This window comes from Streptomyces sp. NPDC031100 (assembly GCF_055570785.1).
Genome location: NZ_JBVIGN010000009.1, coordinates 142,362 through 165,614, shown reverse-complemented (window position 1 = coordinate 165,614; position 23,253 = coordinate 142,362). Strand labels below are relative to the sequence as shown.

The 23,253-nt window shown below is 68.7% G+C and carries 28 protein-coding genes and 1 tRNA gene; 18 read left to right on the top strand and 11 right to left on the bottom strand.

The genetic code is table 11. The features are described from left to right. Nucleotides 1-93: 93 nt before the first annotated feature. The 3 genes from ACZ5DS_RS25395 to ACZ5DS_RS25385 all read right to left on the bottom strand — a co-directional run bounded on the left by ACZ5DS_RS25395 (nt 94) and on the right by ACZ5DS_RS25385 (nt 2,863). The gene (locus tag ACZ5DS_RS25395) at nt 94-969 is read right to left on the bottom strand and encodes an HNH endonuclease (RefSeq protein ID WP_468242528.1); all 876 of its coding nucleotides are present in this window, start codon (nt 967-969) and stop codon (nt 94-96) included. Nucleotides 970-1,113: 144 nt separating this feature from the next. Continuing rightward, nucleotides 1,114-1,968 carry a DUF4365 domain-containing protein gene (locus ACZ5DS_RS25390; protein WP_468242525.1) on the bottom strand — a complete coding sequence of 285 codons (855 nt, stop codon included), beginning with the start codon at nt 1,966-1,968 and terminating at the stop codon, nt 1,114-1,116. Between the two features lie 427 nt (nt 1,969-2,395). Then, nucleotides 2,396-2,863 (bottom strand): NUDIX hydrolase, encoded by a 468-nt coding sequence (locus ACZ5DS_RS25385; RefSeq protein ID WP_468242523.1) that lies wholly within the window; start codon nt 2,861-2,863, stop codon nt 2,396-2,398. Between the two features lie 18 nt (nt 2,864-2,881). Between ACZ5DS_RS25385 and ACZ5DS_RS25380 the strand changes: the two genes are divergently transcribed. From ACZ5DS_RS25380 to ACZ5DS_RS25325, 12 genes are all read left to right on the top strand, one after another. Then, nucleotides 2,882-3,661, top strand: coding sequence for a GntR family transcriptional regulator (locus ACZ5DS_RS25380; RefSeq protein ID WP_468242521.1), 780 nt, complete (start codon nt 2,882-2,884; stop codon nt 3,659-3,661). Nucleotides 3,662-3,800: 139 nt separating this feature from the next. Then, a complete protein-coding gene (locus ACZ5DS_RS25375) occupies nt 3,801-4,157 on the top strand; it encodes an SCO3933 family regulatory protein (protein ID WP_468242519.1) in 357 nt (118 codons plus the stop codon). Nucleotides 4,158-4,159: 2 nt separating this feature from the next. After that, nucleotides 4,160-5,515, top strand: a complete 1,356-nt coding sequence (locus ACZ5DS_RS25370) for an FtsK/SpoIIIE domain-containing protein (RefSeq protein WP_468242516.1) — start codon at nt 4,160-4,162, stop codon at nt 5,513-5,515. 82 nt (nt 5,516-5,597) lie between these two features. Next, the gene (locus tag ACZ5DS_RS25365) at nt 5,598-5,762 is read left to right on the top strand and encodes a hypothetical protein (RefSeq protein ID WP_468242514.1); all 165 of its coding nucleotides are present in this window, start codon (nt 5,598-5,600) and stop codon (nt 5,760-5,762) included. Continuing rightward, nucleotides 5,762-6,421 (top strand): DUF2637 domain-containing protein, encoded by a 660-nt coding sequence (locus tag ACZ5DS_RS25360; RefSeq protein ID WP_468242511.1) that lies wholly within the window; start codon nt 5,762-5,764, stop codon nt 6,419-6,421. The genes ACZ5DS_RS25365 and ACZ5DS_RS25360 overlap by 1 nt, the downstream gene beginning before the upstream one ends. 20 nt (nt 6,422-6,441) lie before the next feature. Next, a complete protein-coding gene (locus ACZ5DS_RS25355; RefSeq protein ID WP_468242509.1) occupies nt 6,442-6,633 on the top strand; it encodes a mobile element transfer protein in 192 nt (63 codons plus the stop codon). A gap of 11 nt (nt 6,634-6,644) precedes the next feature. Next, nucleotides 6,645-6,800, top strand: coding sequence for a hypothetical protein (locus tag ACZ5DS_RS25350; protein ID WP_468242507.1), 156 nt, complete (start codon nt 6,645-6,647; stop codon nt 6,798-6,800). Between the two features lie 23 nt (nt 6,801-6,823). Further along, nucleotides 6,824-7,141, top strand: a complete 318-nt coding sequence (locus ACZ5DS_RS25345; protein ID WP_468242505.1) for a SpdD-like protein — start codon at nt 6,824-6,826, stop codon at nt 7,139-7,141. 85 nt (nt 7,142-7,226) lie between these two features. Then, on the top strand, nt 7,227-7,412 hold the full coding sequence (locus ACZ5DS_RS25340; protein WP_468242502.1) for a hypothetical protein: 186 nt from the start codon (nt 7,227-7,229) through the stop codon (nt 7,410-7,412). Further along, entirely contained in the window at nt 7,405-8,784 is a 1,380-nt protein-coding gene (gene repSA / locus ACZ5DS_RS25335) for a replication initiator protein RepSA (protein ID WP_468242500.1), read from the top strand. The genes ACZ5DS_RS25340 and repSA overlap by 8 nt, the downstream gene beginning before the upstream one ends. Then, nucleotides 8,781-8,969 carry a helix-turn-helix domain-containing protein gene (locus tag ACZ5DS_RS25330; protein ID WP_468242498.1) on the top strand — a complete coding sequence of 63 codons (189 nt, stop codon included), beginning with the start codon at nt 8,781-8,783 and terminating at the stop codon, nt 8,967-8,969. The genes repSA and ACZ5DS_RS25330 overlap by 4 nt, the downstream gene beginning before the upstream one ends. Continuing rightward, on the top strand, nt 8,969-10,138 hold the full coding sequence (locus ACZ5DS_RS25325; protein ID WP_468242495.1) for a site-specific integrase: 1,170 nt from the start codon (nt 8,969-8,971) through the stop codon (nt 10,136-10,138). The genes ACZ5DS_RS25330 and ACZ5DS_RS25325 overlap by 1 nt, the downstream gene beginning before the upstream one ends. 107 nt (nt 10,139-10,245) lie before the next feature. On the opposite strand, the gene ACZ5DS_RS25320 is transcribed toward ACZ5DS_RS25325, so the two are convergent. The 3 genes from ACZ5DS_RS25320 to ACZ5DS_RS25310 form a co-directional block, all read right to left on the bottom strand. Then, nucleotides 10,246-10,319 (bottom strand) — tRNA-Pro (locus ACZ5DS_RS25320). Nucleotides 10,320-10,385: 66 nt separating this feature from the next. Beyond that, nucleotides 10,386-11,144: a Pr6Pr family membrane protein gene (locus tag ACZ5DS_RS25315; RefSeq protein ID WP_468242493.1), complete on the bottom strand. Its 759-nt coding sequence runs from the start codon at nt 11,142-11,144 to the stop codon at nt 10,386-10,388. A gap of 158 nt (nt 11,145-11,302) precedes the next feature. Beyond that, the gene (locus tag ACZ5DS_RS25310; protein ID WP_468242490.1) at nt 11,303-12,229 is read right to left on the bottom strand and encodes a metallophosphoesterase; all 927 of its coding nucleotides are present in this window, start codon (nt 12,227-12,229) and stop codon (nt 11,303-11,305) included. A gap of 95 nt (nt 12,230-12,324) precedes the next feature. Here ACZ5DS_RS25310 and ACZ5DS_RS25305 point away from each other — a divergent pair, with 95 nt between their 5' ends. Beyond that, nucleotides 12,325-12,792 (top strand): GatB/YqeY domain-containing protein, encoded by a 468-nt coding sequence (locus ACZ5DS_RS25305; protein WP_468242488.1) that lies wholly within the window; start codon nt 12,325-12,327, stop codon nt 12,790-12,792. Nucleotides 12,793-12,994: 202 nt separating this feature from the next. Here ACZ5DS_RS25305 and ACZ5DS_RS25300 read toward each other — a convergent pair whose 3' ends face one another. Further along, nucleotides 12,995-15,322, bottom strand: coding sequence for a transglycosylase domain-containing protein (locus ACZ5DS_RS25300; RefSeq protein ID WP_468242485.1), 2,328 nt, complete (start codon nt 15,320-15,322; stop codon nt 12,995-12,997). A gap of 554 nt (nt 15,323-15,876) precedes the next feature. Between ACZ5DS_RS25300 and wblA the strand changes: the two genes are divergently transcribed. After that, a complete protein-coding gene (gene wblA, locus ACZ5DS_RS25295; RefSeq protein WP_468242995.1) occupies nt 15,877-16,215 on the top strand; it encodes a transcriptional regulator WblA in 339 nt (112 codons plus the stop codon). Nucleotides 16,216-16,413: 198 nt separating this feature from the next. Here the strand turns inward: wblA and bagB are convergent, their stop codons facing one another. After that, nucleotides 16,414-17,892 carry an ATPase BagB gene (gene bagB, locus ACZ5DS_RS25290; protein ID WP_468242482.1) on the bottom strand — a complete coding sequence of 493 codons (1,479 nt, stop codon included), beginning with the start codon at nt 17,890-17,892 and terminating at the stop codon, nt 16,414-16,416. Then, nucleotides 17,889-18,866, bottom strand: coding sequence for an ATPase BagA (gene bagA, locus ACZ5DS_RS25285; protein WP_468242480.1), 978 nt, complete (start codon nt 18,864-18,866; stop codon nt 17,889-17,891). The genes bagB and bagA overlap by 4 nt, the downstream gene beginning before the upstream one ends. A gap of 106 nt (nt 18,867-18,972) precedes the next feature. Here bagA and ACZ5DS_RS25280 point away from each other — a divergent pair, with 106 nt between their 5' ends. The 4 genes from ACZ5DS_RS25280 (at nt 18,973) to ACZ5DS_RS25265 (ending at nt 21,368) form a co-directional block, all read left to right on the top strand. Continuing rightward, nucleotides 18,973-19,131, top strand: a complete 159-nt coding sequence (locus ACZ5DS_RS25280) for a DUF4177 domain-containing protein (protein WP_009189813.1) — start codon at nt 18,973-18,975, stop codon at nt 19,129-19,131. Then, nucleotides 19,128-19,592: a RidA family protein gene (locus ACZ5DS_RS25275; RefSeq protein ID WP_468242477.1), complete on the top strand. Its 465-nt coding sequence runs from the start codon at nt 19,128-19,130 to the stop codon at nt 19,590-19,592. Before ACZ5DS_RS25280 ends, ACZ5DS_RS25275 begins: the two co-directional genes overlap by 4 nt. A 67-nt stretch (nt 19,593-19,659) precedes the next feature. Continuing rightward, the gene (locus tag ACZ5DS_RS25270) at nt 19,660-20,541 is read left to right on the top strand and encodes an NUDIX hydrolase (RefSeq protein ID WP_468242474.1); all 882 of its coding nucleotides are present in this window, start codon (nt 19,660-19,662) and stop codon (nt 20,539-20,541) included. Then, on the top strand, nt 20,538-21,368 hold the full coding sequence (locus ACZ5DS_RS25265; protein ID WP_468242472.1) for an MBL fold metallo-hydrolase: 831 nt from the start codon (nt 20,538-20,540) through the stop codon (nt 21,366-21,368). Before ACZ5DS_RS25270 ends, ACZ5DS_RS25265 begins: the two co-directional genes overlap by 4 nt. 15 nt (nt 21,369-21,383) lie before the next feature. On the opposite strand, the gene ACZ5DS_RS25260 is transcribed toward ACZ5DS_RS25265, so the two are convergent. Together ACZ5DS_RS25260 and ACZ5DS_RS25255 are read right to left on the bottom strand one after the other, a co-directional pair. Next, a complete protein-coding gene (locus tag ACZ5DS_RS25260; RefSeq protein WP_468242470.1) occupies nt 21,384-22,205 on the bottom strand; it encodes a nucleotidyltransferase domain-containing protein in 822 nt (273 codons plus the stop codon). A gap of 115 nt (nt 22,206-22,320) precedes the next feature. Continuing rightward, on the bottom strand, nt 22,321-22,995 hold the full coding sequence (locus tag ACZ5DS_RS25255; protein WP_018547939.1) for a Crp/Fnr family transcriptional regulator: 675 nt from the start codon (nt 22,993-22,995) through the stop codon (nt 22,321-22,323). Nucleotides 22,996-23,253: the final 258 nt, after the last annotated feature.

Genomic DNA, 23,253 nt, shown 5'->3' with positions numbered 1-23,253 from the left:
TTGGAGGTTTCCCCGCCCATAATGGGTGCCCCTATCTGTCGCGCGACTAGCTGGTGTTGCTGACGGCTTAGCGTCACAAGTGAGACTGAAACTCTAGTACCAATTCTGGTATCGACTGCTCGTGAGCTGGAATTTGTCCGATTTCTCATTGTTGCAGTCTGAGCAGAGCAACTGAAGGTTCGTCACGTCGTTTAGTCCTCCACGGGCGAGGGGGACCATGTGGTCGAAGTTTTCGGAACTGAACCTGTTCACCAGCCCAGTGAGATCGCGCCTGCACTTTGTGCACATACCGCGATCGCGGAAATAGATGGCTCGCTGCACCCACTTCGGTATTTTCGTGCGCTTGAGTACTCCGGGGCCTTTCAAGTATTTCATGTAGTCAGAATCCTGCGACTCATCGATGCCGTGCCCCACCTCCAGCACGTATTGAGACAAATACTCGTGGAGTGCCTGAAGGGCGACTCGGTTCGTAAACATCACGTAGAAGACCTCGCTGGAAATCTTGGTCAGGAAATCTTCGTACGCTTGCCCAAGGCGCAAGTCGAGGAAGTGGTCGTAGCAGGCGTCGTACACCTCTACTGCGGTCTCGTAGCGCGTTATTTTGCCTTCAGCGTGAGCTACCGGCGGGATGTCTGGAATCTCAAACGAAATTTTGTCTTGCAGCCCATAGAAGACAAGAGCTGCTTCGATAGGTATAGTTCGCTTGGGTTTCATGGGATCCGGGCCGAAGAAAACAATGTGATCCCCGGCGTTGTCTGCTTCCAGGGTTTCGTCCGCAATGTAGCGGATGAATTTATGGAGGGCGCTATCTTTCTGCCAATGAGGAAGGAAGCCTAGGATGCTGTCATCCAGCATCAGTGCTTCAAGGTAATGGTAGTCCGGGGATAGTGCCAGCCTTTCTACCTTGCTGGCGATCCGATAGGTGCTGTAGTAGTTGTGGTCGAACCACTGGGTCTGGCTTGGGCTCATCCGCATCTCCTTTTTCGCATCGTCAAGTTCCCATGTACGGGTCTGGATAGCCAGCTCGGAGCGAAGCGGGGCTGGCGGGTCGCCGGGCCGGCATCCGGTAACCTGCGTGATCTCAGCATGCTTCGCAGCCTTAAGCCTGATCAATCAGTCTTCGCTTCGGGATGTACTGGTCGATTCGCCCAGCTCTTTCAAAGCCTTGCCAAAAATTGCCTCGCATAGCGGGTTTGCGAGGTGCTGTGCGAGTGTAGGAGGAAGTCCGTTTCCTTCACAATTCTGGTGCACAGAATTGAGTACTGCGTCAATAGTGGCCTTCATCGCAGTGTGTTCGAGCGTCGTGGATTCTGATTGCCGAACGCCAGCTTTAACGAGTTCTTTGAATTGATCACTCAAAGTTTCGTCGGGATTGCTAATTTTCACGTCTGTCGAGAAGTCAATCAGCAATGTCTTGATGATGCTCTCGAAAAACACCATGTTTTGCTGACTGTCCGCGCGTTCAGCGTCCCGCAGGTTCGCCAAAGCGCACTGAAGGGACCTGTTTGCGTGCCTGATTCTTGCAGACCAAGTTAGGTGTGCTGCAGTTCTTTCGTTGAAAGGCCTGTCTCGGGTGAGCCTTAGGGAAATTTCGCCGTTTCTCGATTCGCTGAGATTCACATGATCGAAGTGGCCAGCGGGGACGCTGTAGAAGCCGATGTTGTTCTTGGTATCCCAAAGGACTACGACAACCAAGTCTGCACTGCGTGCCCAGCGTAGAATCTGCTCAGCTTTCACTCTGATGGTGGGCAAGGCTTTCCGTGGGTCTGAGCAGTCATCTTCCGTGCCCTTCACCTGGATCCAAAGTCTCGACGGATCCATTCGGTCATCAAGGCAAGTTTGGATCAGGAGATCTTCTCCGTAGTCTTCCATGACTTTGTCAGTCGCATGACCTAGAGAAATCCAAATCTGCTCCACCGCGTTAACGGCCATCGCAGCCACTCGGTGTTGAACAGGCCTTCTGGGCACGCATCCTCCTGGGGCACATGATCTCGCGCAAGATCACAGCACACGTGCTGCGAGTCATGTGAAGGATCGCTGAAATTCCCCTGGACGCGGGGCTCTTCTGAGACTAGGTCGGTGGAGCGACTTTGGCCTGGAGCTGCTTTGGCGCGAGTGATCATGGCCCCGTAAGCTTCCGGCGCGTCGGGCAGTCTGTGGACCTGCCCGCTAAAGCACGACGTTGGGGCCATGATCTTCGAGGCTCGCGCCAAAGTGGCTGGCTAAAGTCGCGGAGCCGACCGCCCCGGCCACAGCGGGTTTTCTCCTACCTCGCCCGCATGCACGCAGCGCGCCGCCAGGCGCGGCCAGCCGGGGCGCAGACAGGAGGCAGGCCGCGCCGCTGAGGCGGCGCGCGCCCGCGCCGTGCGCGGGCCTTGATGAAGTAGGGAAAGTCTTATCCCGCTGGGATGAGCCGTCGTCCGTCGTGACTCCGCACATGGGGGCCGTTGCCGTCCAAAGCATCCAAGAGCCGGATTGCGAAGACTTCGGACATGCGCTCTGCGACCTCTTCGGGCGTGAGCCAGTCGACGGCTGTCGACTCGCTGGATGTGCGCTCGGTCCCGCCAGAGGGCTTGCAGCGGAAGACCAGGGCCACGATGCCTCGCGTCGTGTTCTTGTAGACCCCGGTGAGTTCGTCCACCTCGACGTGGATGCCGGTCTCCTCCAAGACCTCGCGGGCGACGCCGGCCTCCGGGGTCTCCTCGAGTTCGAGTACACCGCCGGGCAGTTCCCAAGTGCCGTTGTCGGCGCGGCGGATCGCCAGGAGCCGGCCGTCCTCGCGCACCACTACCCCGGCCACGGACACGGAGTGCAGTGGCGTTGACTGGCCTTCCCGAGCGCTGTTACTCATGTACAGGAGCATAGGAGGAAGAGAAGGACCATGGGAACAGCAGTAGGAGGTGAGAGGTCCGTACCTCGGTACGTTCAGATCGCCGAGGAGATCGTGCAGCAGATCCGGGCGGGTGTCCTCAAGCCTGGTGAGATGGTGCCGAGTGAGTCCGAGTTGGTCGAGCGCTACGGCGTCTCGGGCGGCACGATCCGCAAGGCCATGGTTGAGGTACGTGCCAGCGGGCTCGTGGAGACTCGGCACGGCAAGGGCTCGATCGTGAAGGATCGCCCGCCCGTGCGGCATCGGTCCTCGGATCGCTTCCGGCGCTCGCATCGCAGGGGCGGGAAGGCCGCGTATCTCGCAGAGTCCGCGCAGTCTGGCGCCACGGCCAAGGTAAGCGTCCTCTACATCGGGCCCATGGAAGTCCCCGAGGATGCCGCGCAGCGATTGGGCGTCTCCGCGGGCACCCAGGTGCTTGCCCGCCGTCGCCTCTACTTCCGCAACGGCACCCCGGTCGAGACGGCGACGTCGTACCTCCCGTGGGACGTTGTGAAAGACATCCCGGAGCTGTTCGCCGAGAACCCGGGCGGGGGTGGCATCTACGCTCGACTCGAAGACCACGGGCACGAGTTCGCCGAGTTCGTCGAGACCCTGCAAGCGCGGCCGGCCTCGAAGGCGGAGGCCTCTGAGCTGGCGCTGAGCGCCGGTGCTCCGGTGGTCCATCTGATCCGCGAGGCCCGTACGACCGAAGGGCGTGTCGTCGAGGTCTGCGACACCCTCATGGCCGCTGACCAGTTCGTTTTCGAGTATCGGATCCCCGCCGCCGACTGACGCACGCTCAACTTCCCGCAGCCCGTCGCAAGTTCTTCTTCGCGGCGGGTTGACTCATGTATAGGAGTGATGCACTCTTCTTCATGTCACTCATGTACATGAGTGACGGAGTCTAGCCTCTATAGAGGAGTGATCCGCTGTGCGTCAGATTCCCGTCGACACCTCCGCCGCGACCGTGATGGTCGCCAAGACCCCGCATCCCAAGGTCAAGGACCGCCGTACCGGCGAGATCGCCACCGACACCGAGACCGGCGCCAAGATGATGACCGTCGACGTGATGTTCGCGGCGAACGACGAGGTCGAGATCCTGTCCATCGCCGTCCCTGAGCCCGGGATCTCCGGTGAGCTGGCCATGGGCACGCCGGTCGCCCTCACCGGTCTGATCGCCCGGCCGTGGGAGAACGACTTCAACGGTCAGAAGCGACACGGCATCGCGTTCCGCGCCGTTGCGGTCACCTCGCTCGCCGCCGCTGCCGCGAAGCCCCAGGCGGCCTGACCATGACCGCCTTCACGCTCGCTGTCGTGCTGGTCGTCGCCGCTGCGGGTCTCCTGCGGTGGCGACGCCCCACCTGGTACTGGCTGACCTTCGGGGTCCCCTTCGCCGCCCTGCGGGTCCTGGTCCGCTACGGCTCCGTCATGGACGCCTGCGGACTGACCGTTCCGCCCTCCCGCTGGCGACTGGCGTTAGCCCGGATGACCAACCGGCCCGTGCCGGAATCCCGGACGCCGCGCATCCTGCGGTTGCGGCCCACCCGGACCGGCCTGGTCCTGCGGCTCAAGCTCCGGCCCGGCCAAGACGCCTTTGACATCGCCGCCGCCTCCGACCGGATGCGGCACTCCTTCTCGATGCACGGCGTCACCTGCCGGGAACTCCGCTCCGGCGTCGTAGAAGTCCGGATGACCGGCTACGACGTCCTCAAGCGGGTGCAGATGCCCGCCAAGCTCGACGCCCGTCCGATGCAGGTCGCGGTTGCCTTGCGCGAGGACGGCGCGGTCCACTACCGCGACTACCGGGCGATACCCCACGCCCTCACCCTCGGCGCCACCGAGTCCGGCAAGTCCGTCTACCAGCGCAACCTGGTCGCCGGGCTCGCCCCGGCGGATGTCGCCCTGGTCGGCATCGACTGCAAGCAAGGGGTCGAGCTGTTCCCCCTCGCCCGCCGGTTCTCCGCGCTCGCCGATAATCCCGACACCGCCGCAGAACTGCTCGATGCCCTCGTGGCCCGCATGCAGGACGTTTACCAGCTCATCCGCACCGAGCAGCGCATCACCGTCAACGTCCCGGACGCCGAGATCGCCGCCGACATCTGGGACCTGCCTGACGACATTCGGCCCACCCCGATCGTGGTCCTGGTCGATGAGGTCGCCGAACTCGCCCTGTTCGCCAGCAAGGACGAGGAGAGGCGGCGGGACCGCATCATCACCGCCCTGGTCCGCCTCGCCCAGCTCGGCCGAGCCGCCGGCATCTACCTGGAGATCTGCGGGCAGCGCTTCGGCTCCGAACTCGGCAAGGGCATCACCATGCTCCGCGCCCAGCTGACCGGCCGCACTGCACACCGCGTCAATGACGAGACCTCCGCCAACATGGCGTTCGGCGACATCTCCCCGGACGCCGTCCTGGCCGCCATCCAGATCCCCGCCGATATGCGCGGCGTCGCCATCGCCGGAGACTCGACCGGGGGCTGGCACCGCATCCGCGCCCCGCACACCTCCCTTCGCCAGGCGGTCAACATCTGCAACCGGCACGCCAACCGCACCCCGGACCTGCCCGAACTGGCCCCCTTCCGGCCCGCCCTGTCCGGTGCGCCCACTGCCTCAGAGCCGCTGCCCAAGACGGCTTCTGCCACGGCCTGAGCATCCCCGCTCTCTCGGTCGGCGTGACCGCCTTCGCGCCAGGTCCCAAACCCTGCCATGTCTGATGAAGGGAGAAACCGCAATGTGCCCCGACTGCGAGGACTTCGCCCGCACCGTGCTCCTGCTGGGCCAACTCGCCCTCTATGCCGACACGGATGGCGCTGACCTCGACTTCGTGGAAGCCATCAGCCCTTCCCTGGCCGTCTCGCTCCCCGAGCCTCCCGGCACTCAGGGCGAGGAGTCCTGATGGCCCGCAACGGTCTGCGCGTCGATGCGGTCCTGGTCCAGGCCGTCATCGCCGGAGCCCTGTCCTTCGCCCACCTCCACGACCTGGCCGCCGCTGCCGGACAGAACGGCTGGAAGGCCTGGGCCTACCCGGTCAGTGTCGACCTGCTCCTGGTCGCTGCCTGGCGCCGCCTCCGCACGGACGGCCCGTCCCGGCTGGCCTGGTGCTGGTTCCTCATCGCCCTGTTCGCCTCGCTCGGCGCCAACGTCGCAACCGCCGGGTTCCTCGACTTGGCCGACCCGCCAGCTCTGCTCCGCCTAGGCATCGCCGGATGGCCAGCCCTCGCCTTCCTCGGCGGCACCCTCCTCGCCCACACCGCAAGCCAGGAGACGCCGGAACCGCCGGCACCCGCGTCGGAACCCGAACCCGCCTCAGAGCCGGTCACGGCACCGGAACCCGAGCCCGAGCCCGAACCCGCCGTACGCCCGGTCGAGGAAATCCCGGCCCTTCCGACCGCCGAGCCCGTAACTGCGGTTCCCGCCGTCCTCGTGGACCACGCCCGCAAGGTGGCCGACGAGTACCGGACCCGCACCGGCTCTGCGATCGACACCGACACCCTGCGTGCCCGCCTCGGAGTCCCGTCCCACCTCGCCGACGCGATCGCCGCCCAGCTCGCCTGACCAGGAAGGAACCCACGGCCATGCCCGCCCGCGACCACTTCCACTCCGTGATGAGTATCGGCCCGGTGCAGATCGGTACCCACCGCGGCCGCAACGGCCAGACCAAGCACGCCGCTGTGTGCACCTCCGACGGCTGTGGCTGGTCCGCCGACTACTCCAGCCAGTCCGCCGCACAGCTTGCCGCCCGCACCCACCGCTGCCGCGTCCGCTAGGAGACACCGCCATGCAGGTCCCGCTCTGGCTCGCCCTCGCAGTCGTCGGCTACCTCGGCGTCAAGCTCATCCGCCCGCCCACCTGGCTCGTCGCGGTCCTTCTGCTCGGCGGCTTCCTCCTCGCCGACAGCGTGCTCGCGCCCGCCATCAACACCTTCGTCAAGTAGCCCGTAGAGGAAGGAGGTCACCGATGCTCCGCCCGAAGATCCCCACCAACCCGACACCGACCCACGTCGCCGCTCCGCTGGTGGTCGTCCGGCCGACCGACGCCACTCCGAGCAGCACGCCCCCAGAGCCCGCCCCGGTGGTTCCGGCCTCGTCCCGGCCGACGATCCAGCTCACCCCGGGCGCTGTCATCGCCCTGGTCGGCGGCGGCACGGCCGTGGTCCTGGTCGTCGGTGCCGTCCTCGTCTCGATGCTCCTGGCCGTCGCCATCACCGGCGCGTCCGTCGCCATCTGCGCCCTGGTGATCCGCTCCCTCGTGAATACCGACTCCAAACGCCGATGACCGGCCCCCGGGGCCTGACACGGCCAAGCATCCGCCGCCCGGGCGCCGTCCCTGTCCGAACTCGCAACCGGAAGGAACCCCCAGCATGACGCAGCGCACCAAACCCCCGCGCCGCATCTGTGGCAACTGCGACGGCTTCGTCTCCGTTGCCATCACCCTCGGCGGCCGCGACCGACGCGGGTACCTGCGCACCATCACCGCGCACTGCCCGGCCTGCAACGGCACCGGCATAGCCCGCACCCGCCGCACCCGGGAGGGCGCCCGTGCCTGACACGCTGCTCGACCCGACCACCCTCGGCGACCTAATGAGGGTGGCTTCGGCCCCCGACTACACCCGCTGGGAAGACCAGATCCGCCGCACCGGCGGCTGCGCCGACCCCATCCACCTGACCGGCTGGACCCTCCACAAGGACAAGACCACCGGCGAGACCCTGCACCACTACTCCACCGAGAACGAGCCCGGCGGACGCCTCCGCGTCGCGTGCGGCAACCGCCGCGCCTCCCGCTGCCCCGCCTGCGCCTGGACGTACGCGGGCGACACCTACCACCTCATCCGCGCAGGCCTCGCCGGAGACGACCGCCGCGACATCCCCGCCAGCGTCCGCGACCACCCCCGCGTCTTCGCCACCCTCACCGCCCCGTCCTTCGGCCCGGTCCACAACCGCCCCGACAGAGGCACCTGCCGCTGCGGCACCCGCCACCCGGCCGACGATCCCGCCCTCGGCACTGCCCTCGACCCGGCCACCTACGAATACGCGGGCGCCGTCCTCTTCAACAACCACGCAGGCCAGCTGTGGCAGCGCTTCACCACCCGCCTGCGCCGCGAGATCGCCACCCGCGCCGGACTCACCCGCCGCGAACTCCCCGAACACCTCCGCGTCTCGTACGGCAAGGTCGCCGAGTTCCAGAAACGCGGCGCACTCCACTTCCACGCAGTCATCCGCCTCGACGGCCCCGATGGACCGGACACCCTGGCGCCCGCCTGGGCAACCGTCGACCTGCTCACCGATGCCATCCGGTCCGCCGCCGCGCACTCCTACACGTCCATCTCGGTGCCGGCCGCTGGCGACCAGCCCGCCCGCACCTTCCGCTGGGGCACCCAACTCGACGTGCGACCGGTCAGGGCCTTTGGCGACGCCTCCGACATCACCGAACAGGCCGTTGCCTCCTACGTCGCCAAGTACGCCACCAAGGCAGCCGAGAACACCGGCACCCTCGACCGCCGCATCGGCGAACTCTCCGAACTCGACCGCCACCAAGTCCCCGACCACACCCGCCGCCTCATCAAGGCTTGCAAGGAACTCGACCCGCTCTACCCGGACCGACGCCTCTGGGCCTGGGCTCACATGCTCGGCTTCCGCGGCCACTTCAGCTCGAAGTCCCGCAGCTACTCCACCACCCTCGGCGCTCTCCGCCAGGAACGCGCCGCCTACCGCGCCGCCCAGGAACGCGAGGTCCTCGGCCTGGACGACACCGAGCCAGACTCCGTCCTGGTCCTGGCCGACTGGCAGTACGCCGGCCACGGCCACACCCCCGGCGAGTCGGCCCTTGCCGCCACCATCGCCCGTGACCTCCAGCTCAACCGCGAGACCGCCCGCGAAGCCCTACACGACCAACTCGCCCAGGAAGGAGCCGCAGCATGAGCACCACCACTCTTGAGCTGCTGACCGTTTCGGACGTCATGAGGCGGCTCAAGGTAGGGCGCTCCAAGGTCTACGACCTGATCCGCACTCACCGGCTTGCCTCACTCAAGATCGATGGCGCTCGCCGGATCCCTGCCGACTCGGTGCGCGACTTCATCCAGAGCCAGCTGGCGGAGGCCGCCTGATGACCAAGCGTCGTAGCCGTGGCGACGGCGGCCTGCACTGGGACGAGAAGAGACAGCGGTGGATCGCCACGGCGAACCTTGGCTTCGACCCGAGCGGCAAGCGGATCGTCAAGCGGGGGAGTGGCAAGACCAAGACCGAGGCGAAGAACAAGCTCAAGGAGGTACTGCGGGACCACGAAGACGGCCTTGCGATCGCACCGACCAACTACACGGTCAAGGACGCCGTGACCGATTGGCTCACCTATGGCCTTGCAGACTGCGACCCGGGGACCGTCGAGAAGAACACGATCCTGAGCAACACCCACGTCATCCCGGCCCTGGGAGCCCGGAAGCTCCGCGAGCTGAGTGCGGACGATGTTGACCGCTGGCTGGCCGCCAAGGCGAAGACGCTCAGCACGCGCACCCTCCAATCGATCCATTCGTGCCTGAACCGTGCGGTCAAGCGCGCCATGGCGCGGGACAAGGTGAAGCGCAATGTCGTCGAGCTGTGCTCGGTACCCCAGGGCCAGGCGGGGCGGCCCTCCAAGGCGCTCACCTTCGGCCAGGCAGAGGCCGTGCTCAAGGGGGCCGAGGGGACCTCCATGTACGCCTACATCGTCGTCGCCCTGCTGACCGGTGCCCGTACCGAGGAACTTCGGGCCCTCACCTGGGACCACGTCTTCCTGAAAGGCCGACCGGACGTCGATCCGCCGCAGCCTCCGCACATCGCTGTTTGGCGGTCGGTCCGGCGGAGCGGGGACACCAAGACCAGGAAGTCCCGGCGCACGCTCGCTCTGCCGGCGCGCTGCGTGGAAGCCCTCTGGCAGCAATTCGAAGATCAGGGGTGGGATCGGCTCGCCGCCGACGAGGAGTGGGAGGAACACGGTCTCGTCTTCTCCTCGGCCGTGGGCAAGCCCCTCGACGCGGCCAACGTCCGCCGCGCCTTCCGCCAGGCACTCAAGGACGTCGACGGGATCAACGCCCACGAGTGGACCCCGAGGGAGCTGCGGCACAGCTTCGTGTCCCTGCTCTCCGACCGGGGCGTCCCGCTGGAGGAGATCTCCCGGCTGGTCGGGCATTCCGGGACCGCCGTGACCGAGGAGGTCTACCGGAAGCAGATCCGGCCCGTGATCCAGACCGGTGCTGTGGTCATGGACGGCATCTTCGGCGGCGATCCGCGGCGGGCGTAGGCACGCAGGAATCCACTCCGGAACCGATAGTCACGCAGTTAGACACGCAGCAACGCCAGAGGGCCCTCACCAAACTGGTGAGGGCCCTCTGAACTGCTTCTCAGCTGTCGGGGTGGCGGGATTTGAACCCACGACCTCTTCGTCCCGAACGAAGCGCGCTGCCAAGCTGCGCTACACCCCGATGTCGCTGCTTGTCGCGGCGACGTCGTTTACTTTAGCCCACTGGTGGCCGGAGACGAAATCCGGTTTAGACGCGGTGGCGGACCGGGGCCGGGCGGGTGTGGTCCAGGGTGATCAGGAGGACCGCCAGGGCGTACATCGCGAGGCCTGTGAGGAGGGCGTTCGCCAGAGTGCTGCGGTAGCCGTGGGCCTCGGCGTCCAGGAAGGGGTAGAGGTAGCGGGCTGGGGTGGATGGGGGGAGGAAGGCCGCTCGGGTGAGGTAGAAGACCAGGTAGGCCAGGGGGTAGAGGAGCCAGCTCGCCGCCTGGCGCAGGTGCCAGCGGGCGCCGGGGGTGAGGAGGAGCCAGTCCAGGACGGCAGCCAGGGGGACCACCGTGTGGAGGAGCTGCAGGGCCGCCCACTGGGCGTGCCAGCGTGCGGGGGGCGCGGTCGCATCCGTCATGGAGAACGGGGGCGCCGTGTAGGCCAGGAGCAGGTGGTACGACAGCGCGGTGATCACGGCGTAGAAAAGTGTGGCGCCTGTCACGGACGAGGGCAGGGGGCGGCGGGCCCGCCAGGCCCTCTTGGCCGACAGGAGCATGACCACGATCAGCAGGATGTTGGTCTGGATGCTGAAGTAGCTCAGGGTCCGGGCGGGGGTGCCCAGGAGGAGTTCCAGGCCGACGCCGGCCGCCGCCGCGACGGCCGTCAGGAGGCGGAACAGCGCCGTCAGGGGGCGGCGGGCCGGGGCCACCACCGCCGTGGCCGGGACCGGTGCGGGCAGCAGCCTGGGTGGGCCCGGGATCGCGGGCAGGTCCGGGATGTCCCTGGGTATCGGGGCGGTCATACCCCTCACGCTAGGTACGGGGGATGAAGGGGGCTATTCGGGGTAGTCCGGGCGGGCTAATGCGGGGACCTCGGGTGGGTCAGTACGAGGGACCTCGGGTGGGGGTTAATGCGCGGCCCGCGCCCCCGTCCGCTTCCCCTCCCCTACCCTCCCCTCCCTTACTCCCGCCCCACCAACGTCAGCAGCGTCGCCTCCGGAGGGCAGGCGAAGCGGACGGGGGTGTAGCGGTTCGTGCCGCAGCCTGCCGAGACGTGGAGGTAGGACGTACGGCCCTCCGACGTGTGTGTGGAGAGGCCCTTCACGCGGTCCGTGTCCAGGTCGCAGTTGGTGACCAGGGCGCCGTAGAAGGGGATGCACAGCTGGCCGCCGTGGGTGTGGCCGGCCAGGATCAGGGGGTAGTCGTCCGCCGTGAAGGCGTCGAGGACGCGCAGGTACGGGGCGTGGACGACGCCCATCGAGAAGTCGTGCGTGCCGGAGGGGCCGCCGGCCACCCGGGCGTAGCGGTCGCGCTTGATGTGGGGGTCGTCCAGGCCGGTCAGCTCGATCGAGATGCCTTCGATCTTGAGGACGCCCCGCGTGTTCGTCAGGTTCAGCCAGCCCGCCGCGTCGAAGCCGTCCCTGAGGTCCTCCCAGGGGTTGTGGATCGCGCCGACCACCGGCGGGTTGCCGTTCAGGCCGTGGCGGCCGACGGCCTTCTCCAGCAAGTAGCGGGCGGGGTTGCGGAATCTGGGGCCGTAGTAGTCGTTGGAGCCGAAGACGTACGCGCCCGGGAACTCCATCAGCGGACCCAGGGCGTCCAGCACCTCCGGGACGCCTTCCTGGTCGGACAGGTTGTCGCCCGTATTGATCACGAAGTCCGGGCGCAGGCCCGCCAGCGACTGCAGCCAGCGCTGCTTCTTGCGCTGTCCGCCGACCATGTGGATGTCGGAGACCTGGAGCACGCGCAGCGGGCGCATGCCCGGCGGGAGGACCGGGACCGTCACCCGTCGGAGTCGGAAGGAGCGGGCCTCGAAGCCCGCCGCGTACGCCAGTCCGGCGGCGCCTGCCGCCATGATTCCCAGGGGTACTCCGTATTGCGCGCGCATACGACCATCGTGTCAGACCCCGGCTGCACGCCGAGACCGGCCGGCCCCCTAAATCAGGGGGCGTTCACGGCGGCACACCTGCGACAATCGACCCCATGACCACCACGCTCAAGTCGAAGCTGCAGGACGACCTCAACGCCGCGATCAGGGAGCGTGACGAGCTCCGCTCCTCGACGCTCCGGCTGACGCTCACCGCGATCACCAAGGAGGAGGTCGCGGGCAAGGAGAAGCGGGAGCTCTCCGACGACGAGGTGCAGACGGTGATCACCCGCGAGGCGAAGAAGCGCCGTGAGGCGGCCGACGCCTTCGCGCAGGGTGGTCGTCCCGAGCAGGCCGAGCGGGAGAAGGCGGAGGGCGAGGTCCTTGCCGCGTACCTGCCCAAGCAGCTGTCCGACGACGAGCTGAACGCGATCGTCGCCCAGGCCGTCGCGGAGGCCAAGGCGGCCGGTGCCGAGGGGCCGCGGGCCATGGGCGCCGTGATGAAGATCGTGAACCCGAAGGTGGCCGGCCAGGCCGAGGGCGGCCGCGTCGCCGCCGCGGTGAAGAAGCTCCTTCAGGGCTAGAGCCAGAGAATCAGGGCCAGAGCCAGAAATTCAGGGCTGAGCCTCAGATCCAGGGCTGAGCCCCGGAGAGATTTCCGTTACAGCTACGACAGCGGGGCCGCACCCTCTCATCAGGGTGCGGCCCCGCCGTTATGCCGGGAGCCGGGAGCCGGGAGCCGGGAGCCGGGAGGACCCCGCCGGGGCCGGCCCGGCGGGGTCTGGCTCAGGGGCCCCCGTTCCCGTTCCCGTTGTTCCCGCCGTTGCTCTGGCCCTGGATGAAGTTGCCGGGCAGGGAGAACGTCGGCGTGGGGAAGGTGCCGCCGGTGCTGTCGCCCGTGGTGCCGCCGGGCACGCCTCCGGTCGTGCCGCCGTCAGTGAGACCGCCGATCAGCCCCCCGATCACGCCGCCCGTGTTGTCCCCGTTCTTCCCCCCGTTGTCCCCCCGGTTGCCTTTTCCCGGGTCATCACCCCGGTCCTCGGGGTCGGGGATGTCGATCAGGTTGAAGTCGGGAGCCGGCTTGCCCTCCAGGGCGCCGGTCATCATGTCGCGCCAGATCGGTCCGGGGACCTCACCGCCGTAGACCTTGGCGTGCGGGACGCCGCCGATGGTGATGTCGACCATCTGTCGCTTGTGCTGCGGGTCGCCGACCCAGACCGCGCCCGCCATGTTCGGCGTGTAGCCGACGAACCAGGCCGCGTAGCGGAAGTCCGTCGTACCGGTCTTGCCCGCACTCGGCCGGCTGCCGAGACCGGCCTCCTGGCCCGTACCGTCCTCGACCACGCCCTTCAGCAGGGTGCTGATCGTGTCGGCGGTCGTCTCCGACATCGCCCGCGAGCAGGTCGACTTCGGCACCTCGAGGGCCTTCTTGTCGCTGCCGACCTTCTGGGTGATCGACTCGATGGCGACCGGCGTGCAGTACATACCGCGCGAAGCGAAGGTCGCGTACGCGTTCGCCATCGTCAGCGGGGACATCTCCTGGGTGCCGAGCGCGATGGACGGAGCCTGGTCGATCTTGCGGCCGTCCGAGCGTTCGACGCCCATCTTCTTGGCCATCGTGGTGACCGGGCAGATGCCGATGTCGCTGATCAGCTGCACGTAGTAGGTGTTGACCGACTTGGCGGTCGCCTCCTTCATGGCGTACGGGCCGCGCTCCGCCTCGTTCTCGTTCTTCAGCTTGGCCGGCTTGGCCGGGTCATTGCGCCAGGTCTTGCCGTCACAGGCCGCGATGGGGCTCGGGTAGGCCATCTCGTACGGCGACGAGTACTCCTGCGTGGCCGGCTTGCCGCCCTCGACGGCGGCCGCCGCGACGATCGGCTTGAACGTCGAACCGGGCTGGTAGCCCGCGCCGCCGCCCATGTCCCGGTTCACGGACAGGTTGATCTGCGTCTCGTCCTTGCCGAAGCCGTACGGACGGGACTGGCCCATGGCGAGGATCTTGCCGGTTCCGGGTTCGACGATGGTGGCGGCGGTCGCCACGGCGTCGCTCTTGTAGACATGTTCCTTTATCGACGCCTGCACCGATTGCTGCGCCTGCGGGTCGAGCGTCGTGCGGACGGTCAGGCCGCCCCGGTTCCAGAGCTTGGCCCGGTCCTCCTTGGTCTTGCCGAAGACCGGGTTGTTGAGGAACACCTCGCGCACGTAGTCACAGAAGAAGCCGGCGCCGTCGATCGCCGTGATGCAGCCGTTCTTCGGCCGGCTGGTGCGCAGCCCGAGCGGGGCCTCCTTGGCCCTGTCCGCCTCCTGCTGGGAGACGTCACCGACTTCCGCCATGCGCTGCAGCACGGTGTTGCGGCGCTTGGTGGCCTCGGCCTCGTCGTTCACCGGGTCGTAGCGGCTCGGGGACTGGACGATGCCGGCCAGCAGCGCCGACTCCTGCAGGTTCAGGTCCTTGGCGTGCTTGGAGAAGTAGCGCTGGGCCGCGGCCTCGACGCCGTAGGCCTGCTCGCCGAAGAACGTGATGTTCAGGTAGTTCTCGAGGATCTTCTTCTTGCCGAGCTTCTCCTCGATCTGGATCGCGTACTTCAGCTCGCGGACCTTGCGGCCGAGGGTCTGCTGGGTGGCCTCGGCGACCTTCGTCGGGTCGTCGCCGGCCTCCTCGATGAAGTAGTTCTTCACCAGCTGCTGGGTGAGCGTGGAGGCGCCCTGGGCGACCCCGCCTTCCTGCGCGTTCTTGTTCAGGGCGCGCAGGACGCCCTTGAGGTCGATCGCGCCGTGCTTGTAGAAGCGGGAGTCCTCGATCGCGACGATCGCCTTCTGCATGTACGGCGAGATGTCCTTGAGGTCCACCACCGTACGGTCGCGGGAGTAGACGGTCGCGATCTGGTTGCCCTTGTTGTCCAGTATGGTCGTGCGCTGGCTGAGCTGGGGGCTCTTGAGGTTGGCCGGGATCTCGTCGAAGCCCTTGACCGAACCCTTGGCCGCAAGTCCGAGCGCGCCGGCAGCGGGCAGCGCGATACCGGCCATCACGGCTCCCGCGAGCACACTGACACCGAGGAACTTGGCGGCCTGCTGCGTCGTCGACAGACCACCGCCCGAGCGCTTCTTTGGCATGGGGGCAGCCTAATCCGTACTGATGAGCGTTCCGATGGAGCGACCGCTCTTCGGGAGGGTCGGGTGCCGGATCGTGATGTCCCGGATATCCGGCGCCGGGTGCATCAGGGCAGGCCGGAGGAGTGCCGTCGCAGCACGCGCGGCAAAGCAGGGTGCCTACCTTCTCATTTGCCGGACACGCGCGCAGGCCTTGGCCTAAGCTGCTCTCAACTGTCACAGCAGTGCGGCCACGTATCAATACGTCCGGCGACCCCGAATCGTTCCGGAAGTACCCCGCTTTTTTGTTGGGGGCGTGTCCGAATCCGCCTCGTGTGTCACCCGGCGCCCGTTGTGGCGCACCACAGCTGTCCCGGTTTGCCGGGATGATCACGCATGTCGTCAGCTCACTCCCGCGGGTGATCTGCCGCTTACCCATAGTCCGTTCGGGCCATTCAAGATTGGGCCCGAAGGGGGTGTTGCGCTGTCCCCACCTTCCGTAACGTCCTCAACTGGCGGCGGTGAATATGCCGCTGCCGCCGTGGGGGAGCCTCGATTCGGGAGAGGACGGCGCCGGTATGGGCTGGGTAACCGACTGGAGTGCGCAGGCTGCCTGCCGCACTACCGATCCGGATGAACTGTTCGTTCAGGGAGCAGCGCAGAACAGGGCCAAGGCGGTGTGCACCGGATGCCCGGTACGCACCGAATGCCTGGCCGATGCGCTGGACAACCGCGTGGAGTTCGGTGTGTGGGGAGGCATGACGGAGCGCGAGCGCCGCGCACTGCTGCGCAGGCGGCCCACCGTGAGCTCCTGGCGCAGGCTGCTGGAGACCGCGCGCTTGGAGTACGAGCGCGGTGTGGGCATCGTGCCTCTCGACAGCGACGAGGTGTACGAGCACTACGCGGCGGTGAGCTGAGGGCATCGCCCCCGGCCCGGCGCCAGGGCCACTCCGACCGGCCATGCACGATGGGAAGCACCGGTCGGGCGTGCCCTCGAGGCAACGCCTGGGCGTGCAGGAGCGGCAACCCTTCGGCGAAGCCACGGGTCACAGCTCAGCCAGCCGTGCGCCCGGGTACCGCCGGGGCCACGACGGCTGCGCCGGCCGGAGCGCGTGCTACGGCAGCTCCGTTCGCCCCGCCGCCAGCCGGTCCCCGATGTCGCGCAGGCCCGTGAGGTCATGCACATCACCGGGCAGTGCGGATACCTCGACCACCGCCACCTCGGGGTGGCGGGCGGTGAAGCGGTCACGCGTGCGCTGCTCGCGCGAGAGCAGCTGCATGCGCTCGGCGTGCAACCTCAACAGGCCTGCGGCCAGCTGGTCGACGGACCGTTCCGGGTCCGCGCTCCGGGAGTCGTCGTCCGGTGAGCCGTTGTCCGCGGCGGGGGAGCCGTCGTCTGCGGCGGGGGAGTCGTCGTCCGGAGCCGGTGTTGCGGAAGCGGGAGATTCTGAACTGCCGTACGTGTCGGGAGAGTTACGAAGTCCAGCTTTCCCGCCCCCCTGATCGACAATGCGGGCGTCCTCAAGATTTTCCGCCGCGGGATCCCCGGCGAGGTCAAGGGTCTCCGCGGCCGCGAGCGCGCGCTCGGCCGACAGCCGGCCGGCACCGCTGCCGTGGACCCGGTTGAGCACCAGACCCACCAGCGGCATGTCCTCGGCGGCCAGCCGCTCCACGAAGTACGCGGCCTCGCGCAGCGCGTCCCGCTCCGGGGCCGCCACCACCAGGAACGCCGTACCGGGCGCCTGGAGCAGCTTGTACGTGGCGTCCGCGCGCGTACGGAAACCACCGAACGTGGTGTCCATCGCGGCCACGAACGTCTGGACGTCCTTCAGCAGTTGGCCGCCCAGCAGCTTGCCCAGCGTGCCGGTCATCATCGACATGCCGACGTTGAGGAAGGCCATCCCCGCGCGGCCGCCGAGCTTCGCCGGAGCGGTCAGCAGGCGGATCAGGCGGCCGTCCAGGAAGGAGCCGAGCCGCTTGGGTGCGTCCAGGAAGTCCAGCGCGGAACGGGACGGCGGGGTGTCCACCACGATCAGGTCCCACTCGTCCCTGGCCCGCAGCTGGCCCAGCTTCTCCATCGCCATGTACTCCTGCGTGCCCGCGAAGCCCGCCGAGAGCGACTGGTAGAAGGGGTTCGCCAGGATCGCGGCCGCCCGCTCGGGGTCCGCGTGCGCCTCGACGACCTCGTCGAACGTGCGCTTCATGTCGAGCATCATGGCGTGCAGTTCGCCGCCCGCCCGTCGCCCGCCACCGCCCTCGGCCGAATCGCTGCGCGATGCCCCTCCTTGGTCCTCGGTTCCCTTGACCCGCCGGGGCACGTTGTCGAGGGAGTCGATGCCCATCGACTGGGCGAGCCGCCTGGCCGGGTCGATGGTGAGCACGACCACCTTTCGGCCGCGCTCGGCGGCCCTGAGGCCGAGCGCGGCCGCGGTCGTCGTCTTGCCGACCCCGCCCGCGCCGCAGCACACCACGATCCGGGTCTTCGGATCGTCCAGCAGCGGGTCGATGTCGAGCACGCGCGCGGGGGAGAGGTGAGAGCGGGCGGATTCCCGCTGGGGATCGGCGACCTGTGCCTTGGCCGGGTCCGGACTCATGACAACCCCTGTTCCCGCAGCTCGGTGGCGAGTTCGTACAGGCCCGCGAGGTCCATGCCCTCGGCGAGCAGCGGCAGTTCGTGCAGCGGCAGGCCCAGCTCGCCGAGGACCGCGCGCTGCTCCTCCTCCAGCGCGTACCGCTCGGCGTACTCCGCGGCCTGCTCCAGCAGCGGGTCCACCAGCCGCTCGGCGTTCCCACCCCGCCGGGCCCCGCCCAGCCCTGCGGCGGACAGTGCCTGTGCAACCGAAGAACGCGGCACGGTCCGTACGAGTTCCAGATCGACGGCGTCCAGCACCTGGGGCCGGACCATGTTCACCACGACCCTGCCCACCGGCAGCCGGGCCGCGTGGAGTTCGGCGATGCCGTCGGCGGTCTCCTGGACGGGCATCTCCTCCAGCAGCGTCACCAGGTGCACCGCCGTCTCCGGCGACTTCAGCACCCGCATCACCGCCTGCGCCTGATTGTGTATCGGGCCGATCTTCGCGAGCCCGGCGACCTCGTCGTTGACGTTCAGGAAGCGGGTGATGCGGCCGGTCGGCGGGGCGTCCATGACGACGTAGTCGTAGGCGAACTGCCCGCTCTTGTCCTTGCGGCGCACCGCCTCACACGCCTTGCCCGTCAGCAGGACGTCGCGGAGTCCGGGTGCGACGGTGGTGGCGAAGTCGATCGCACCGAGCTTCCTCAGTGCCCGGCCCGCGCCGCCGAGCTTGTAGAACATCTGGAGGTAGTCCAGAAGGGCCAGTTCGGGATCGATGGCGAGGGCGTACACCTCCCCGCCGCCCGGAGCGACCGCGATCTTCCGCTCCTCGTAGGGCAGCGCCTCCGTCTCGAAGAGCTGTGCGATGCCCTGCCGGCCCTCGACCTCCACGAGAAGCGTCCGCTTCCCCTCGGTCGCGAGGGCCAGCGCGAGTGCGGCGGCGACCGTCGTCTTTCCGGTCCCGCCCTTGCCGCTGACGACCTGGAGCCTGCTCACGCCTTCGAGACTAACCAGTCCGGGCGACGGCCACGCGGGAGGCTGTGGATAACGCTGCCCCCGGCCGTCCGCCGGTCCCGTGGGTCACAGCGGCTACAGTCGGCCCATGACCAAGTGGGAATACGCAACCGTGCCGCTGCTCGTCCATGCCACGAAGCAGATTCTGGACACCTGGGGCGAGGACGGCTGGGAGCTCGTCCAGGTCGTGCCCGGGCCCAACCCCGAACAGCTCGTGGCCTACCTGAAGCGGGAGAAGCAGGCATGAGCGCGGTCGAGGCCAAGCTGGCCGAACTGGGCCTGACCCTGCCGGAGGTCGTACCGCCGCTGGCCGCGTACCAGCCGGCCGTGCAGTCCGGCGTGTACGTGTACACCGCCGGCCAGCTGCCGATGGTCGGGGGCAAGCTGCCGGTCACCGGCAAGGTGGGCGCCGAGGTCACTCCGGAGGAGGCCAAGGACCTGGCCCGCACCTGCGCGCTGAACGCGCTGGCCGCCGTGAAGTCCGTCACCGGCGACCTGGACCGCATCGCGCGCGTGGTGAAGGTCGTCGGCTTCGTCGCCTCGGCCGCCGACTTCACCGGGCAGCCCGGTGTCGTCAACGGCGCCAGCGAACTGCTCGGCGAGGTCCTCGGCGACAAGGGCGTGCACGCCCGCAGCGCGGTCGGCGTCGCGGTGCTCCCGCTGGACGCGCCGGTGGAGGTCGAGATCCAGGTCGAGCTGGTTCCCTGAGTTCCCCCAGCCCCTCCGACCTCGGGCACCTCTCGAACATTCGCCCTATACGGGATAGCCTCCGGCCATGGCGAACGGTCAGTGGTACCCCCCGGAGTGGCCGGACCGCATCCGCGCGCTCGCGGACGGCACCCTCATACCGGTGTCCCCCAGACGCGCGGCCACGGTGCTGCTCCTGAAGGACACCGCGGCCGGCCCGGTCGTCCACATGCTGCGCAGACGCGCCTCCATGGCCTTCGCCGGAGGCGCGTACGCCTATCCCGGCGGCGGTGTCGACCCGCGCGACGACGACCGCCGGGTCCGCTGGGCGGGCCCCACGCGCGCGTGGTGGGCCGAGCGGCTCGGCGTCGACGAGGCCGGCGCCCAGGCGATCGTCTGCGCCGCCGTCCGGGAGACGTACGAGGAGGCCGGCGTCCTGCTCGCCGGGCCCGACCCCGACTCGGTCGTCGGCGACACCACCGGCGACGACTGGGAGGCGGACCGCGCCGCCCTGGTCGCGCGCGAGCTGTCCTTCGCCGAGTTCCTCGACCGCCGCGGCCTGGTGCTGCGCTCCGATCTGCTGGGTGCCTGGACCCGCTGGATCACCCCGGAGTTCGAGGCCCGGCGCTACGACACCTGGTTCTTCGTCGCCGCCCTGCCCGAGGGCCAGCGCACCCGCAACGCCTCCACCGAGGCCGACCGCACGGTGTGGACCCGCCCCGAGGAGGCCGCCGCCGGGTACGACAAGGGCGAGCTGCTGATGATGCCGCCCACCATCGCCACCCTGCGCCAGCTGCTCCCGTACGCCACCGCCGCCGAGGCGCTCACCGCCGCACCCGCGCGGGACATGACCCCCGTGCTGGCGCGCGCCCGCCTGGAGGACGGGGAGATCGTGCTGTCCTGGCCGGGACACGACGAGTTCACCAAGCACGTCCCGACCGCTCCGAGCGCCGGTGGAGGACCCGCATGACCGACGCAGCAGCCCTGCCCGGCCAGCCCCGGGGCGGCGTTCTGTCGGGTCCCGCCACGGAACGGGCCGTCAACGTGCTGGCGCCCAACGCCTCCGCGATGACCCTGGACGGCACCAACACCTGGATCGTCGCCGAGCCCGACTCCGACCTGGCCGTGGTGATCGACCCGGGGCCCCTGGACGACGTCCACCTCCGCGCTGTCGTCGACACGGCCGAGCAGGCCGGCAAGCGGGTCGCCCTCACGCTGCTCACCCACGGCCACCCGGACCACGCCGAGGGCGCTGCACGCTTCGCCGAGCTGACCGGCACGCGCGTGCGTGCCCTTGACCCGGCGCTGCGGCTCGGTGACGAGGGCCTGGCCGCCGGGGACGTGATCGCCGTCGGCGGCCTGGAGCTGAGGGTCGTACCGACCCCCGGGCACACCGCGGACTCCCTGTGCTTCCATCTCCCGGCCGACCGGGCCGTGCTGACGGGCGACACCATCCTCGGGCGCGGTACGACCGTCGTGGCGCACCCCGACGGCCGCCTGGGGGACTACCTGGACTCCCTGCGCCGGCTGCGGTCGCTGACCGTGGACGACGGCGTGCACACGGTCCTGCCGGGCCACGGGCCGGTCCTGGAGGACGCCCAGGGCGCGGTCGAGTTCTATCTCGCCCACCGCGCCCATCGCCTCGCCCAGGTCGAGACGGCCGTCGAGGACGGCTACCGCACGCCCACCGAGGTCGTCGCCCATGTGTACGCCGACGTGGACCGCTCCCTGTGGCCGGCCGCCGAGCTGTCGGTGCGGGCCCAGCTGGACTACCTCAGCGAGCACGGGCTCATCTAGTCGGGCTAGTCCGGGCTAGTCCGGCCGGGGAGCCTTGACGCCGTGCACGCGCGCGTACTCCTCGGCGAGCCAGGGGCCGAGGTCGTCCACGTACGACCGCAGGACGTCCGGGTCGCCGACGGGCTCGTAGCCGTACTCCGCCGCCCTGCGCAGCTGTGCGGCCCGCTCGGGGTAGTACGCGCCGAACACCTCGGCCATCTCCCGCAGATCGCTGGTCCAGCCCTGCCAGCGGGGCATGACGAGGGTGAAGCCGGTGCGCACCAGGTGCCGGGACATGAAGCGCACCAGGGGCCGCAGGGCCTCCTCCGTGTCCCCGGCGGCGGCGATCCGCTCGCGCCAGCGCGGGAGGAGGAGCGCGAGGTCGCCGTTGGTCTCGCGGGCGAGCAGCGAGTCGGGGCGGTAGCGGGGCAGGTACTCGGCGAGGTCGTCCCCGAGCAGCGGGGTGCACAGGCAGGCCACGAACCAGCCCAGGTCGTACCTCTCCAGGTCGCTCAGCAGCCGCGCCCGGCTGTACAGCAGGGCGCTCACGCCTTCGATCTGCGGGTACTCCTTGTCGAGCGCCTCGCCGAGGGCACGGACGGCCTCCCGGTCGGCGTCGGTCGCCTCCTCGCGCAGCGCGACCAGCAGGTCCAGGTCGCTGCGCCCCACGCGCGCGGTGCCGCGCGGAATCGACCCGTAGAGGTAGGCGCTGTGCAGCCGCGTCCCGAAGACGTCCAGCAGCTGGTCGCGCGCGGCGGCCACCACCGGACGGAACGCGTGCGGCACGCGCGCGAGGGAGCCTTCGCGCTCGATGTAGCCCTGGGGGTCGAGACCGTGCGGGACTGGAGGTTCGGCCATGCGTTCACTGTGCCTGGCCGGGCGCGTCGGAGCAGGTATTTTCCGGTGGGCAACAGGGCCCTTTCAGTCCCCAGGGGCCTCAGCCGGTTCCCAGGGACCTCAGCCAGTCCCCACCTCAGCGCGAGCGCTTGGCCAGCCTCTCGACGTCCAGCAGGATCACGGCCCGCGCCTCCAGACGGAGCCACCCGCGCTGGGCGAAGTCCGCCAGCGCCTTGTTCACGGTCTCGCGCGAGGCGCCGACCAGCTGGGCCAGCTCCTCCTGCGTGAGGTCGTGCACGACGTGGATGCCCTCTTCGGACTGCACGCCGAAGCGGCGCGAGAGGTCCAGCAGGGCGCGCGCCACGCGGCCGGGTACGTCGGAGAAGACCAGGTCGGACATGGCGTCGTTGGTCTTGCGCAGCCGGCGGGCGACGGCGCGCAGCAGCGCCGTGGCCACCTCGGGGCGCGCGTTCAGCCAGGGCTGGAGGTCGCCGTGGCCCAGGCCCAGCAGCTTGACCTCGGTCAGCGCGGTGGCGGTCGCCGTGCGCGGACCCGGGTCGAACAGCGACAGCTCGCCGATCAGCTCGCCGGGGCCGACCACGGCCAGCATGTTCTCGCGGCCGTCGGGTGAGGTGCGGTGGAGCTTGACCTTGCCCTCGGTGACGACGTAGAGCCGGTCGCCCGGGTCGCCCTCGTGGAACAGGGAGTCGCCACGTGCGAGGGTCACCTCACTCATGGAGGCGCGCAGTTCCGCGGACTGCTCGTCGTCGAGAGCCGCGAAGAGCGGGTTGCGCCGCAGAACGTCGTCCACGAGTTCTCTCCTTGTCGACCTGCTCAGGGGATCTTGCTCCCCCTTGGTACCAGGGGACCGTGCTCCCCATTTTGCCGGACGGTGCAAACAGTGTGATCTGTCACAAGGATGCCGCACAGGTGTCCCGAGGTAAGCGGCAGGGGTCCAATCGGGGGCTGATCCTCGGGGTCCGGGGCGGATGTCGGTGCCGGGCTCTAGGCTGGCCGGGTGTCCAAATCGCCGGTAGAGCACAGGCCAAGGGGGCTGGGCGGGTGGTTG

Excerpts from the sequence above, each read along its gene's own strand:
- ACZ5DS_RS25395 (WP_468242528.1), bottom strand. The coding sequence starts at position 969 with ATGAGCCCAAGCCAGACCCAGTGGTTCGACCACAACTACTACAGCACC.
- ACZ5DS_RS25385 (WP_468242523.1), bottom strand. The coding sequence starts at position 2,863 with ATGCTCCTGTACATGAGTAACAGCGCTCGGGAAGGCCAGTCAACGCCA.
- ACZ5DS_RS25380 (WP_468242521.1), top strand. The coding sequence starts at position 2,882 with ATGGGAACAGCAGTAGGAGGTGAGAGGTCCGTACCTCGGTACGTTCAG.
- ACZ5DS_RS25370 (WP_468242516.1), top strand. The coding sequence starts at position 4,160 with ATGACCGCCTTCACGCTCGCTGTCGTGCTGGTCGTCGCCGCTGCGGGT.
- ACZ5DS_RS25365 (WP_468242514.1), top strand. The coding sequence starts at position 5,598 with ATGTGCCCCGACTGCGAGGACTTCGCCCGCACCGTGCTCCTGCTGGGC.
- ACZ5DS_RS25360 (WP_468242511.1), top strand. The coding sequence starts at position 5,762 with ATGGCCCGCAACGGTCTGCGCGTCGATGCGGTCCTGGTCCAGGCCGTC.
- ACZ5DS_RS25355 (WP_468242509.1), top strand. The coding sequence starts at position 6,442 with ATGCCCGCCCGCGACCACTTCCACTCCGTGATGAGTATCGGCCCGGTG.
- ACZ5DS_RS25350 (WP_468242507.1), top strand. The coding sequence starts at position 6,645 with ATGCAGGTCCCGCTCTGGCTCGCCCTCGCAGTCGTCGGCTACCTCGGC.
- ACZ5DS_RS25345 (WP_468242505.1), top strand. The coding sequence starts at position 6,824 with ATGCTCCGCCCGAAGATCCCCACCAACCCGACACCGACCCACGTCGCC.
- ACZ5DS_RS25340 (WP_468242502.1), top strand. The coding sequence starts at position 7,227 with ATGACGCAGCGCACCAAACCCCCGCGCCGCATCTGTGGCAACTGCGAC.
- ACZ5DS_RS25330 (WP_468242498.1), top strand. The coding sequence starts at position 8,781 with ATGAGCACCACCACTCTTGAGCTGCTGACCGTTTCGGACGTCATGAGG.
- ACZ5DS_RS25325 (WP_468242495.1), top strand. The coding sequence starts at position 8,969 with ATGACCAAGCGTCGTAGCCGTGGCGACGGCGGCCTGCACTGGGACGAG.
- ACZ5DS_RS25315 (WP_468242493.1), bottom strand. The coding sequence starts at position 11,144 with ATGACCGCCCCGATACCCAGGGACATCCCGGACCTGCCCGCGATCCCG.
- ACZ5DS_RS25310 (WP_468242490.1), bottom strand. The coding sequence starts at position 12,229 with ATGCGCGCGCAATACGGAGTACCCCTGGGAATCATGGCGGCAGGCGCC.
- ACZ5DS_RS25305 (WP_468242488.1), top strand. The coding sequence starts at position 12,325 with ATGACCACCACGCTCAAGTCGAAGCTGCAGGACGACCTCAACGCCGCG.
- ACZ5DS_RS25300 (WP_468242485.1), bottom strand. The coding sequence starts at position 15,322 with ATGCCAAAGAAGCGCTCGGGCGGTGGTCTGTCGACGACGCAGCAGGCC.
- wblA (WP_468242995.1), top strand. The coding sequence starts at position 15,877 with ATGGGCTGGGTAACCGACTGGAGTGCGCAGGCTGCCTGCCGCACTACC.
- bagB (WP_468242482.1), bottom strand. The coding sequence starts at position 17,892 with ATGAGTCCGGACCCGGCCAAGGCACAGGTCGCCGATCCCCAGCGGGAA.
- ACZ5DS_RS25280 (WP_009189813.1), top strand. The coding sequence starts at position 18,973 with ATGACCAAGTGGGAATACGCAACCGTGCCGCTGCTCGTCCATGCCACG.
- ACZ5DS_RS25275 (WP_468242477.1), top strand. The coding sequence starts at position 19,128 with ATGAGCGCGGTCGAGGCCAAGCTGGCCGAACTGGGCCTGACCCTGCCG.
- ACZ5DS_RS25270 (WP_468242474.1), top strand. The coding sequence starts at position 19,660 with ATGGCGAACGGTCAGTGGTACCCCCCGGAGTGGCCGGACCGCATCCGC.
- ACZ5DS_RS25265 (WP_468242472.1), top strand. The coding sequence starts at position 20,538 with ATGACCGACGCAGCAGCCCTGCCCGGCCAGCCCCGGGGCGGCGTTCTG.
- ACZ5DS_RS25260 (WP_468242470.1), bottom strand. The coding sequence starts at position 22,205 with ATGGCCGAACCTCCAGTCCCGCACGGTCTCGACCCCCAGGGCTACATC.